The following is a 12,567-nucleotide window of genomic DNA, read 5'->3' on the forward strand; positions in this document are numbered from 1 at the left end:
CACCTCTATCACTGCTGTTATAAACATTATAGGTGTTTCAAATATTGTCGTTTTAGGTGTATTGAATTACACAATATTAACATTTATACTGTCAGTTTTTATCGCTCTGATTATTGGAATGACACTAATCACCTTTACACAACGCATAGAAAAAACAGAAATACTTTAAATTCCAATAATGGAAAACTAGACAGACTAACTTTTAAATTCTGTAGTCTCTATTCATAAACGTCAAACAATACGATGCTTGCAAAGTATCTATCAGCTTCAGTCCAAGTATGATAGATTCCACCATTTTTCTCGACTAAAGATCTTATACTTTTTGTACCTATACCAGCACTCTGTCTTCCTTTCTTGTATATCTCTCATTGACTAAATAAGCATTATTTATCTCTATGAAAAGATCACTTTTAAACTGCTTAATAATCACGGTGATATCTTTGCCTTTTCCGTTATTTCGAGTGCATGCTTCGATTGCATTATCCATTAGGTTTCCCACAATGATTGCTATAATATCATAATCAATTTTTACATTTTCTGATATAAAAATCGATGTATTGACCTGAATTTCCGATTGTTCTGCTATAGTCAGTTTTTCATTTAAAATATAATTCAAGATAGGATCCGAAGTATAAAAGTCAGTAATCATTTCTTGTTGTTTCATCGTCTTCCTCAGATATTTCTTAGCTGAAGAAATATCTTCATTTTCTAACAGCCCCGATAGAACTAAAAAATGATTTCGCAAATCGTGTCTAATTTGTTTCAGATTCTCTTGGCTCTTTTTAATTTCCTCCACATATTTTATTTCTGATTCAAGCGCCTTCTTCTCTAGAGAGATTTGATTGATATGTGCTTGATGAAAAGAAATACTGTGATAAAGGTATAAAACACAAATATTCATGATTACAATTCCCATCGTTATAAAAATATCTATTATCCTTCTATTGATGGCCATGTTTACTTCTGACATAAGAAACCCGAAAGGTATGATACTTGAAATAATCGGAATTGAACTCATTGTTAAGAGAGATATAGTATTAATTTGATTATGTAGCGTTTCTTTTCGTGAAAGGAATAGTCGCATGCCAAAGAAAAATAAAATTTCGATAAGTAACGTGAGACTAGTGCTAAATAGGATCGAATAATGAGTAATTGTATTTTCTACCTGATTCAAAATTATTAACTGAATCAACTTGACGGAAACCGATTCGCAGATGAAATTAACTGCTAGTAGAAACAACATCCAAAAGAAAATCTCACTATCTGATAAAAAATATTTCTTCGCAATACTCGCAATTACAAAAAGACTCCAGAAAATATTAATATAAGGTAAATATTCAAACGGTAAAAAAAGATTCGAAAGGAAATTGAATAAAATAATCGTACAAATAATTAAATTTATCAAGAAAGTCTTACTTTTTTTACTGCCACTCCAGAGAAAAAATAATCGAGCAAAAAAACGTACATTATTAGACTAATATTTCGAAGTAACTCATCTTCCATTAGAATAAATCTCTCTTTCGCATAAGTATCTTTGTTAGAGCGTCTGTTTTAAACTTTCTGCTTATAGGCAATTCAATGATATTTTCGCAATTGCTTAATCGAACATAGTTTTTTCCTATTTCTCTTATATGCTCCATGTTTATAATAAATGAAGTATGTGTTTGAACAAATGTTGATGTCAACTTAGCAATGATCTCCAAAGTTGACATATTTGTTTTGAGATGTCATATTGATGAATACTTGACGTCTATTTTTTTCAAAAAACAAAATGTCATTTAACGCGATTCGATAATCCGTTTTTCTATAGGAAAACTCAATTTATTATTTAAAACTCCTAAATATTTGATAGCCCTTTCAATCACTTGAAAAAAATAGTTCTGTTCCAACGGTTTCAGAATATAATCAAACGTATGTAATTTAAAGACTTTTTCCATATATTCTCGATAACTCGTTAAAAAAATAATCGGAACATTGAAATCATTTTGCCGAATAAAATCTGCTACCTCCATTCCATTCTTTCCTGGAAATTCAATATCTAAAATATACATATCAAAATTTAATTGATCCATTTGTTTGATCAACTTTGACGAATCATAATATACATAAGGTTCAAATAAATCTGGATCATAATTTTGCAACAAATTACCTACATAGTTAGTAATGCCAAGTTCATCATCGCAGATAGCAACCTTCAACATAATATCACTCCTATTGTATGCTGACATACCTTGAATGTGTACAACTATTAGGGTTCGATTCCCTCAGGACGCGTTCTATTGCCATTTTAGCATAACTTCCGAATGTTTGCTTCTTTACTTTTCAAGTGAAAACTGTCCACCAAAAAAATTAGCGGACAGTTTTTTTATTATAGTATACTTGTTTTCACTTACTGGACTGGCCGATGATCGTTTCTGCCATAATAATTCTCGACAGTCGTTGGATGTCCTAATAAATCCCCCACTGTCGTAATGCGGTACCCTTGCTCTTGCAGATAATCGATCACTTGAGGGACGGCACGAATCGTTTCAGGATAAATATCATAGAATAAAATAATTGCACCATCGTATACTGTTGCTTGGATCTTCTGCAAAATCAAATCAGGATTTCTTGTCTTCCAATCTTCTGAATCGACCGACCATTCGATGATTGGCCGCCGGATAACACTTGCTCCTACACTTGTGATCGAACCATAGGGCGGACGAACGAAAGTGGGGGTTTTACCAGTGGCTTTTTTTATCCCAGTGTCTGTTTTTGCCACTTCTTCTGTGATCGACTGGGCAGAAAGCACCGCCAGATCCTGATGATCATACGTGTGATTGCCGATCTCGTGTCCTGCTTCAGCTGTCTGCTTCACAATTTCAGGATGTTGCGCCGTATTTTCTCCTAAAACAAAAAAAGTGGCGTGTACGTTTTTTTCTTTAAGTATTTGCAACAGCTGTGGTGTCGTGGTCGCTCCTGGTCCATCATCAAAACTGATGGCAATACTTTTGACAGTTGGATCTTGGACAGCTTCTGTACTTTCTTGTGTTGGTTCTAGTTCAGTTGATTGACTTTGTGTTGATTTCACTGATTCTTGAGTGGATTCATTGACGCTAGCTGTTTCAGTCGACTTGTTTTTATTCGTTGATTGTTCTGATTGTTTGAAAGATTGTGATGAGCGTTCCGATGAAGTTACTTTTCCTTTCTCTTCGCTGATCAATGATGCGACCGAAGTGACTTCGAAAAATAAAAGCACGGATAAAGCAATGATACTGATAACTAAGTAATTTCTTTTCACTATATCTCTTCTTTCTCTTCTTAATTACTTACTTGAAAATAACTGTAAAAATTTGAAACTGCTAGTCGCAACTACTTCTCGCCTAATGATCCAAATAATTTTCCGATGCCAAAATCGTTTTTGTCACGGACTTGGGAATGACGAATTCTGGTGTTCCCATATAACCAGGAGCAATTTCATATTGAGAAAAAGTCAGAACTAATTGATGCTCTTTATTCAAATAAAAACTTCGTGTTGGTGTAACAAGTGTTGGTTTTTCTATCGTTCCTTCTTGAATATCTTGTTCTGTCCAATAGTACTTAGACGGATCTTCCTTGACTTGTTCGGCCATTTGCCGCTTGACTTCTTTTGTCAAAACAGATAGATAGGTGTCATCTTTGAATAACAGCGGAAGTGAGAGCTGGACACTGTTTTTCTTGTCGATCGTGTCGTATCTTTTTTCAACGTGGCTATCCGCTGCTGTTTGGGTAATCTGTCTTTCGATCACAAGAAACCGGTCATCGTCTACGATTTTCTGATAATCACCCAGAACTTGGTAATGATCCGTTTCAAGATTTCCATATTCTTTTTCAGCTTTTTTAAAATCTGCTTGTCCTTCGTGAAAGTATTTTTGGTTTAATCCATGAATCGTTTTGTTTTCTTTCTCATTTTGAGTATGGATCTTCGGTACTTGAATATCTATTTTTTCAGATTGATCAGTAAAACGTTCACCTAAGATCAATTCAATGACTGATCCTAAAATTGGCAAGTCTTCTGCAAAGCTTCGAACTTGACTATTAAAAAGGAGACTACTTGTTGTAATCATCACGATAGCCAAAGATACTACGAACCCTTGGAGGCGTCTTTTTCTCCGTCTTGCTTTTATGAATGATTGCTCTTCGATAAGAAAACGCTGGCGGATCTCCTCTTGAAGCCCTCTTGGAATTTCTTGTTCTTTATAAGTTTTCTTTAGTTTTTTTAACTTTTCTTTTTGAGAATACATAGCGGTCTTCTCTCCTTCATTCTAGGATTTGACGTAAAACATTCAGTGAACGATACATTTTTGTTTTAACTGTGTTTTCGTTCATATCTAAGATAGTCGCAATTTCTTTCAAACGAAATCCTTCAAAAAAGTAAAGGATCAGAATCTCTTTTTCCGGACTGTCTATTTTATCTAAAATCATATGAAGTTCTGCAACGGAAGTTTCTAAAGGTAATTGCTGCGGGATATCTTGAATTTCAAATAAGTCAACAGGTGTCCTTTTTTGTCTGCGCCAACTATCTAATGCCGTGCGGATCAATATCCGGTAAAACCATGCACTAAAATGCTCGATTTCTTTTTCTTTTTCAAAATACTTCAGTGCTTTATGGAAACTATCTTGCATCACATCTAAGGCCTCTTCTTTATCATGTACGTAATTCATCGTGATACGGAACATTTTTTGATAATCAGTTTCGATGAGTCCATTCAGCAGGTGACGGTATTTTTCAATCTGCCGTTTTTTCTTATATCCAGTAAAAATCATTCTCCACTCCTTTCCGCCTCACTTAATATGACGTACAAGGTACGCTAAAAGTTTCAATTATTTTATTTTTTATGTATTTACTTTGAATTTTTATATACAAAAAAGAAGGTGTGACAAAAATCATGTCACACCTTCTTATTCTGATAGCTTCAACGTCTCTGTTGCAACCTCTGATACACGGTGTTCTAGAAGTAGCTTCTTCGGAAATAAGTGGAAATTTCTTGAAGTTGACCACTTCCGTCACAGCCTCTACAGTAAATGATGTTTATTCTTTTTCAGAGTCAGAAAATTCTTCCTCTTCATAGTCTTCATCATCATCGTCTTCGTCTATGATACTTAAATCTTCTTCGATATTCCCAGGCAAGTCTTCTTCATCATCTGTTGGGTCATCTGCTCCAATTTCTTGCAAGTCAGAATTATAAGCAGCGATTTCTTCATCTTCATCATCATCGTCATCAAACAGATCATCGTCGTCTTCTTCTGTCAGATCTGTATCTTCTGGGTCATCGTCATTGTAATCGATCGCGTCTTCATCATCATTGATAAAGGCGTTGACTTTCTTGCGTTTACGGCGACGCGGAGTATCTTCATCCTCTTCGTCCATTCCATGGTTTACTTCTTCATCGATCGAATCGATAGCATACCATGAACGCAAGCCCCAACGATTATCCCCTAATGAGATAAAGCTGCCGTCAATATTCAAGTCAGTATAAAATTGTGCGAGTGAATCACGAATTTCACTGTCTGATTTACCAAGATAGTTTTGGATTTGGTTGGCTAAATCAGAAAAATCCATGACATCGCCACGTTGTTCTAAAATCGCGTGTGCTACTTCGATCATTGATAATTCGCTTTTGTTTGCACCTTCAAATACACTAATTTCCAATCAGGACACGTCCTTTCACAGTCTACTCCTTATCATACAAAATCAGACACAAAAAATCAAACTTTTCTTTTATATTTACGCTGTAAAATCCAATGTCAAATAATATTCGCCGATTTTTTCTAGTCCCATGAACAAATCATAATCGATCCGAACCTTTCCTGCTGTGGGACGGTCTTTCAAACTTACATGCAGTTCTTTCGTAAAGGTAGCAATCTGAATCATACCGTATGGTGTTCGGTAGGCTGTTTCTAACCGTTCTTTATAACCAAATTTCAAACGCATTCGCATTTCTCCTGCACGAATCAGCTGTACATGACCATCTGGAACTAATTTGATCGTTACAGGGATTTCATCGCCTGTTTCCTCTTGCATCTCTTTATACCGTATGTACAGCGTATCGCCAATCGTCACCATTTGCCCTTTCAAATCAAAATAAAAATCTTGCATTTCCCCTTGTTGTTTCACTTTTGTACGCAATTTGATCGAAATCGGTGTTCCTTGTGATAATTCCATTCTTCATTCTCCTTTACTTCTCATAGCTACATTGTTCCTAGTTTCTTTTGTTTTGTCAACCAACTTGTCCATTTTTACAGAAAACCTTTTTTCCAAAACAACTCCTTGAATTTAGAGTATAATATTGTAGAAAATATGAATTTATAAAAAGGAGCCGGTTGAATGAACCCTGCGATTCGACTAGATCAGCACATTTATCAAAAAAACGACTTTTCCCCTTTCGCATTAACAGATATATTAACGGAATATTCCAAAGAACACCAGCAGATCTTTTTGCATTTCTGGCAATATGACTGCACCGTCATCTTAGGTATGAAAGATGTTCGGACACCTTTTCTTAGAGACGGGATCCAAACACTGAAAGATGCAGGTTATGCTCCGATAATCAGAAACTCAGGTGGATTAGGAATCGTATCAGACGAAGGGATTTTGAATATTTCTTTGATTTTCCCCCAGAATGACAAAAAAAAAATAACCATCGATGAAGCTTACGAGCAAATGCTTCGATTGACTAAATACGCCTTTCCTAAGGCACCGATTCAAGCATTCGAAATCACCCATTCTTATTGTCCTGGAACTTATGATTTAAGCATCCATGGCAAAAAATTTGCCGGCATCGCTCAGCGTCGCATCAAAAATGGGATTTCTGTTATGATGTACTTAAGTGTCAACGGTAATCAGGAAAAGCGCGGGCAAGTCATGAAACGATTTTATCAATCTGCTTTAAAAGAAGGCTTTGGTACAAATGGCTATCCTGCAGTTGATCCTGCCACAATGGCAACACTTGAAGAACTGCTTGACCATCCCCTTCTCGTAGAAGAAGTCAAAGAAGCATTTGCAAAAGCTTTTGAAAAGCTGTATTCTGCAAGTGATTTACTGGATTCTACCGACTGGCTAAAAAAAGAAATCCAGCTGGAGCAATGGAACAACCAAATCCAGAGAATGGAACAACGCAATAACATAAAGGAGCTACAATATGACAACCCCTTATAAATATCAAATGCTGCCTATGGAGAAAGTTTTTCGTGACCCAGTCCATAACTATATCCATGTCCAGCATCAAGTAATCTTAGATTTGATCAACTCGAAAGAAGTCCAACGTCTGCGACGAATCAAACAATTAGGCACTGCTTCTTTCACTTTTCACGGAGCAGAACATAGCCGTTTTACCCATTCATTAGGTGTTTATGAGATTTCAAGACGAATTTGCGATATCTTTTCTCGAAATTTTCCAAAAGAAAAGATAGGCAACGGAGGCTGGGATGATCAGGAACGGCTGGTAACTTTATGTGCGGCACTATTGCATGATGTCGGTCACGGTCCTTACTCTCATACATTCGAGCACATCTTCCATACGAATCACGAGGCTATCACTGTAGAGATCATCACTTCTCCAGAAACAGAGGTGTATCAGATCCTTAACCGAGTAGAAGAAGGTTTTCCTGAAAAAGTAGCGAGCGTGATCCAAAAAACCTACTCTAATCCGCAAGTTGTCCAAATGATTTCCAGCCAGATCGATGCAGATCGAATGGACTATTTGCTTCGGGATGCTTATTTCACCGGAACGGAGTATGGAACATTTGACCTTACCCGAATATTACGTGTGATTCGTCCATATGAAGGCGGGATCGCCTTTTCCATGAGCGGCATGCATGCAGTGGAAGATTATATCGTTAGCCGATATCAAATGTATGTGCAAGTGTACTTCCATCCTGTTTCCCGTGGTATGGAAGTGATCTTGGAGCATCTGCTTCATCGCGCGCACGAGTTGTATCAAGAAGATGCCAGCAGTTTTGAACTACACTCTCAACTACTCTTGCCATTTCTTGACGGAAGCTTTACTTTAGAAGAATACCTCAAACTTGATGATGGGGTCTTGGGTACTTACTTTACTCAATGGTCTGAATCTGCTGATCCTATTTTAAATGATTTAGCTAAACGTTTTTTGAATCGTAAACCACTGAAATCTGCCACTTTTTCTGGCAACCGGGATTCAAATTTGATTCAAAAACTCACTTTGTTAGTAGAAAAGGTCGGCTATAACCCTGTTTATTACACTGCTGTCAACTCTAGCTACGATCTGCCTTATGATTTTTATCGCCCAGAACAAGGCAGACATCGCACGCAAATCGAGATTTTGCGAAATGACGGAACTTTGATAGAATTATCACAGGTTAGTCAGCTTGTTGCCGCTTTAGCGGGACAAGAACAAGGAGATGAGCGATTTTTCTTTCCAAAAGAAATGGTTGACCCATCCTTGCGTGATCATTATGATTTATTTGATGAAACTTATCAAGAATTTGCCAGCCATATCCGTAATGGCGCATTGATTGAAATAAACTAAAATATATTGGAGGAAATTATGGCTATCAAACTAGTCGCTATCGACATCGATGGTACTTTATTAAATGAGAAAAGAGAAGTAACAAAAGAAGTAAAAGAAGCGATTGCCGCTGCTGTTGCAAAAGGGGTCTCAATCGTTTTATGTACTGGTCGCCCCTTACCAGGTGTCCAAGAACAGTTAAACGAGCTGGACCTTTTTCAAGATAATGATTACGTTATTACTTATAATGGGGCACTCGTACAACAAACAAAATCAGGTAAAATCATCGCCCGTCACGGTCTGACTCATGAAGATTTTCTAGAAATCGAAGTGATGGCACGCCGTGTTGGCAGTCATCTCCATTCGATTGATGACAAAGCAATCTACACACCTAATCGAGATATCAGCGCTTATACGATACACGAAGCAAGCTTAGTCAAGATGCCGCTAAAATATCGAACACCTGAAGAAATGACACCAGACATGAACATCGTCAAAATGATGATGATCGACGAACCAGAAATTTTAGACGCAGCAATTGCACGTTTACCGCAAACTTTCCGTGATAAATACACAACGGTCAAAAGTGCACCCTATTACTTCGAAGTACTAAATAAAGAAGCAAGTAAAGGTGCGGCAGTTGCGAATCTTGGACAACATCTTGGTATTGACCAAGATGAAATCATGGCTATAGGGGATAACGAGAACGACTTATCCATGATTGAATATGCTGGTCTAGGAGTAGCTATGGGAAATGCCGTTTCTCTTGTCAAAGAAGCAGCAAATGTCATCACTTCATCGAACGACGAACACGGTGTAGCTGAAGCAATCAAAAAATACGTTCTGTAATAAATAAAAAACTGAGAGAAAGCTGGTCTACTCGCTTTCTTTCAGTTTTTATTTATTATTTTTTTCGATCCATCTCTCGACTGCCCATCGATGGCTGCCACGTTTCAATTTATCAAGTGCTTCTCGAGGACTGACCCACCAGATTTTATTGGTCTTTTCTGTGGGTTCTCCTATACGCTTCCAAGAATCAGCAGCAAAGAAATATCCTGGATTATAGTAATAAGTTGCACGATAATTCGAGTAAAAGTACTCATCTGCTTCTCCCAGATAGAAAGCAATTTCTGCCGCAATCCCCATTTCTTCTATTAGCTCACGAACGATTGCTTCTTCTTTCGTCTCATCTCCTTCAATTTCCCCGCCAGGAAGAAAAAAAGCACCATTTGGAGCCTCGATTACTGCAATCTGCTGATCTTTTTCTATGACGATATATGCTGCATAACGGGTTTGATAATCAGCAAATTGCTTTTTTTCACCAAAAATTGGTTTATCCATGAATAGTTTCCACCTTAACAGTTTTATTTTCTATCCATTTTACATGAGAAATTTCTCATGAACAAGCACAAATCAACTATTTCCTTACTTCTTTTTGTTATGATTAAATAAAAGGAAAGGGAGAGATGAATCTATGAAAATGGCTCACACATGTGTTCGAGTGAAAGATCTTGAAGCATCAATCGAATTTTATCAAAAGGCATTTGGTTTTGAAGAAAGCCGCCGCCGTGATTTTCCAGAAAACAAATTTACACTTGTTTATTTGACACTTCCTGGGGATGACTATGAATTAGAGTTGACTTATAACTACAATCATGGTGCCTATGATTTAGGAAATGGTTATGGTCATATAGCTATTGCAGCTGATGATTTAGAAAAATTACATGAACAGCATAAAGCTGCAGGTCTTGAAATTACTGACTTAAAAGGATTACCTGGCACTGCGCCTTCTTACTACTTTGTCATTGACCCTGATGGTTATAAAATCGAAGTCATCCGAGGCTAATAAAAAGAAACTGTGACAAAAATCTTGTCACAGTTTCTTTTTTTCGAATAAACGATGTTCCAGAAGTAGCTTCTTCGGAAATAAGCCGAAATTTCACAAAAATTTGAGAAGTAATTTCCGTAAATTCCTTCTTATTTCTTGAAGCTGCCTCCTTCTGTCACAACCTCTATTTATGTTATCCGCATACTTTATCCAATCATGACACTTTCTTCTGGATATTTGTATTTTGATTGAGTTCTTTGTGCTTTTGTCATCAGAGAGAAGACCACAGTCAATACCCCAACTCGTCCAATGTACATAAGCGCTATAATGATCAATTTCCCTATTGCAGTCAAGTCTGGCGTCAATCCCATCGTAAGTCCTACTGTTCCAAATGCAGAAAAGACCTCAAAAGCAATATATTCGATGCCAGAAGTTTTAGGTATCGTTTCAGTCACTGATAAAATCATGATGGCGACTACACACAGTGTCAACGTGATAAAAAACAACGTGAGTGCTCGCAACACTGCGCCTTGACGGATTGTACGGCCAAATGCTTCCGCTCTCGTACGTCCTTTAAGCATCGAACGCATCTGGATCAGCAACACACCTAACGTAGTTGTTTTCAATCCGCCGGCAGTCGACCCAGATGTTCCGCCAATGTACATCAAAAACATCGTTAAGATCAGACCGGCATGACTCATATGGAGGTAATCAACTGAATAATATCCAGCCGTTCTAGGTGTTACACTCATAAAAAAAGTATTTGCCAATCGTTGAAACATATTCCCTTCCACTAACGTTGCCCCATTGTGTTCTGTGAAAAAGAACACAACAAAACCGCCTAATAAAAGGGTACCTGTAACGGTTAATGCGATTTTTGAATGAATCGTCATCTTCTTTTTCTGATGATATTCCAATAAGTCACGCCAAACGATAAAGCCTAATCCGCCAGAAATAATCAAAGCAGATACCACCATGATCAAATAAACATTTTGCTGGTGATTGGCTAAACTGTCTCCTAACAAATCAAACCCTGCATTACAAAAACTAGAGATTGCGTGAAACAAACTGTACCAGATCCCTTTCAGCCAGCCAAATTCAGGCACAAATACAAAAGATAAAGCAACCGTACCAATCAATTGAATCACAAAGGCCAATTTCAGGATGTAAAGCATGAGCTTCATCACACCTGATACTTCTTCTAGATTTAGCGCTTCTTTTAATATAATACGTGTGCTGAGACTGACTTTTTTCTTTATCAATGCAAAGCATAGAATCGGAACCATCATAAAACCAAGACCGCCGATCTCAATCAAAAGCATGATCAAAAACTGACCAGCACTGTTCCAATGTTCTGCTGTATTCAATGTCGTCAATCCCGTCACGCAGACGGCAGAAGTTGCAGTGAAAAGCGCATCGATAAAATTTGTCCCATGCCCACTATTACTAAAAAATGGCAGGGTAAGTAGGCCGCCGCCAACTAAAATCAGGAGAAAAAATCCTAATGCGAGAAGCTGAACGGCCGGCAAGCGTTTCTTTAATTGTTTGTTTTGTTTAATCATCGTTTTCCTCTTTTAAAAAAGGATACCACTTAGTCAGTGGTACCCATATTTTTTACTTTGATCAACCTTGTTACTTCTGCGCGCTCGTTTTCTTCTAGCTTCATACGAATATAATAGATCGTTTCTTCTAATTGAGGAATCGTCATATATTCTAATGCATTGACTCGTCGACGTGTCTTTTCGATTTCACTCGCCATCAGCTGACAAGTTTTTTCGATTTCTGTCAGTTCCAAAAGTTTTGGAAGTAAGGTAGTAAAGCGATCGATTGACCGATCCAGTTCGGCACTGGAATTCAAATACCCGTATTCCAAAGGGGAGTCTGTCAGCTGTTCATCATATTCAAAATTCATCACAGGTACTTTTACACTCATGATATTTTTGTCTACAATAGATAAATCAACGTTTTCCGCCGGCAAAGCAAACAATTCTTCGATGAAAGGTTCCGTGATCGAAGCATTTGCCAATACAAAATCAGACATTGCTTCTGTCATAGACTCTTCCATTTCTTGACGCAGTTGGTTGTTCTTTCGAATCAACAGGATGAATTGACGCATCAGTTCATCTTGCTTATCTTTTAATAATTTATGCCCTCTTGTGGCAGTTGTCAACTGTTTTTTCAATCGGGTCAATTCCATGCGAGTCGGATTCACATTCAATCGTACCATCAGAA

Annotated in this window: 16 protein-coding genes; 4 read left to right on the top strand and 12 right to left on the bottom strand. The window is 37.4% G+C overall.

Features of this window, described 5'->3' with window-relative positions:
* Window positions 1-218 precede the first annotated feature (218 nt).
* The 9 genes from AB3I27_RS06670 to AB3I27_RS06710 all read right to left on the bottom strand — a co-directional run bounded on the left by AB3I27_RS06670 (window position 219) and on the right by AB3I27_RS06710 (window position 6,184).
* Window positions 219-362 carry a GHKL domain-containing protein gene (locus AB3I27_RS06670; protein ID WP_218569146.1) on the bottom strand — a complete coding sequence of 48 codons (144 nt, stop codon included), beginning with the start codon at window positions 360-362 and terminating at the stop codon, window positions 219-221.
* A complete protein-coding gene (locus AB3I27_RS06675; protein WP_230309693.1) occupies window positions 329-955 on the bottom strand; it encodes a sensor histidine kinase in 627 nt (208 codons plus the stop codon). Before AB3I27_RS06675 ends, AB3I27_RS06670 begins: the two co-directional genes overlap by 34 nt.
* Window positions 956-1,502: 547 nt before the next feature.
* On the bottom strand, window positions 1,503-1,712 hold the full coding sequence (locus tag AB3I27_RS06680) for a LytTR family transcriptional regulator DNA-binding domain-containing protein (protein ID WP_230078816.1): 210 nt from the start codon (window positions 1,710-1,712) through the stop codon (window positions 1,503-1,505).
* A gap of 66 nt (window positions 1,713-1,778) precedes the next feature.
* A complete protein-coding gene (locus AB3I27_RS06685; RefSeq protein ID WP_002342852.1) occupies window positions 1,779-2,201 on the bottom strand; it encodes a LytTR family DNA-binding domain-containing protein in 423 nt (140 codons plus the stop codon).
* A gap of 188 nt (window positions 2,202-2,389) precedes the next feature.
* Entirely contained in the window at window positions 2,390-3,280 is an 891-nt protein-coding gene (locus AB3I27_RS06690; protein WP_104771550.1) for a polysaccharide deacetylase family protein, read from the bottom strand.
* 82 nt (window positions 3,281-3,362) lie between these two features.
* The gene (locus AB3I27_RS06695; RefSeq protein ID WP_002308550.1) at window positions 3,363-4,262 is read right to left on the bottom strand and encodes an RsiV family protein; all 900 of its coding nucleotides are present in this window, start codon (window positions 4,260-4,262) and stop codon (window positions 3,363-3,365) included.
* A gap of 16 nt (window positions 4,263-4,278) precedes the next feature.
* Window positions 4,279-4,785, bottom strand: a complete 507-nt coding sequence (locus AB3I27_RS06700; RefSeq protein ID WP_002292824.1) for an RNA polymerase sigma factor — start codon at window positions 4,783-4,785, stop codon at window positions 4,279-4,281.
* 265 nt (window positions 4,786-5,050) lie between these two features.
* Complete coding sequence (rpoE, locus tag AB3I27_RS06705; protein ID WP_002292825.1) at window positions 5,051-5,671, bottom strand: DNA-directed RNA polymerase subunit delta; 621 nt, start codon at window positions 5,669-5,671, stop codon at window positions 5,051-5,053.
* Window positions 5,672-5,746: 75 nt separating this feature from the next.
* Window positions 5,747-6,184, bottom strand: a complete 438-nt coding sequence (locus AB3I27_RS06710) for a DUF1934 domain-containing protein (RefSeq protein WP_002346076.1) — start codon at window positions 6,182-6,184, stop codon at window positions 5,747-5,749.
* Between the two features lie 162 nt (window positions 6,185-6,346).
* On the opposite strand from AB3I27_RS06710, the gene AB3I27_RS06715 reads away from it, so the two are divergent.
* The 3 genes from AB3I27_RS06715 to yidA are packed head-to-tail and all read left to right on the top strand — an operon-like array spanning window position 6,347 to window position 9,356.
* Window positions 6,347-7,177, top strand: coding sequence for a lipoate--protein ligase family protein (locus tag AB3I27_RS06715; protein ID WP_002313475.1), 831 nt, complete (start codon window positions 6,347-6,349; stop codon window positions 7,175-7,177).
* Complete coding sequence (locus AB3I27_RS06720) at window positions 7,161-8,528, top strand: HD domain-containing protein (protein ID WP_002308544.1); 1,368 nt, start codon at window positions 7,161-7,163, stop codon at window positions 8,526-8,528. Before AB3I27_RS06715 ends, AB3I27_RS06720 begins: the two co-directional genes overlap by 17 nt.
* 18 nt (window positions 8,529-8,546) lie before the next feature.
* The gene (gene yidA, locus AB3I27_RS06725) at window positions 8,547-9,356 is read left to right on the top strand and encodes a sugar-phosphatase (protein WP_002292832.1); all 810 of its coding nucleotides are present in this window, start codon (window positions 8,547-8,549) and stop codon (window positions 9,354-9,356) included.
* 48 nt (window positions 9,357-9,404) lie between these two features.
* Here the strand turns inward: yidA and AB3I27_RS06730 are convergent, their stop codons facing one another.
* Entirely contained in the window at window positions 9,405-9,848 is a 444-nt protein-coding gene (locus AB3I27_RS06730; RefSeq protein WP_002308540.1) for an NUDIX hydrolase, read from the bottom strand.
* 133 nt (window positions 9,849-9,981) lie between these two features.
* Between AB3I27_RS06730 and AB3I27_RS06735 the strand changes: the two genes are divergently transcribed.
* Window positions 9,982-10,353: a VOC family protein gene (locus AB3I27_RS06735; protein ID WP_047927411.1), complete on the top strand. Its 372-nt coding sequence runs from the start codon at window positions 9,982-9,984 to the stop codon at window positions 10,351-10,353.
* 188 nt (window positions 10,354-10,541) lie between these two features.
* Here the strand turns inward: AB3I27_RS06735 and AB3I27_RS06740 are convergent, their stop codons facing one another.
* Together AB3I27_RS06740 and AB3I27_RS06745 are read right to left on the bottom strand one after the other, a co-directional pair.
* Entirely contained in the window at window positions 10,542-11,897 is a 1,356-nt protein-coding gene (locus AB3I27_RS06740; protein WP_002308536.1) for a TrkH family potassium uptake protein, read from the bottom strand.
* A 29-nt stretch (window positions 11,898-11,926) separates the two neighbouring features.
* Window positions 11,927-12,562: a V-type ATP synthase subunit D gene (locus tag AB3I27_RS06745; protein WP_002313474.1), complete on the bottom strand. Its 636-nt coding sequence runs from the start codon at window positions 12,560-12,562 to the stop codon at window positions 11,927-11,929.
* Between the last annotated feature and the right edge of the window lie 5 nt (window positions 12,563-12,567).

This window comes from Enterococcus sp. C46 (assembly GCF_040887565.1).
GTDB classification, from domain to species: Bacteria; Bacillota; Bacilli; order Lactobacillales; family Enterococcaceae; genus Enterococcus_B; species Enterococcus_B lactis.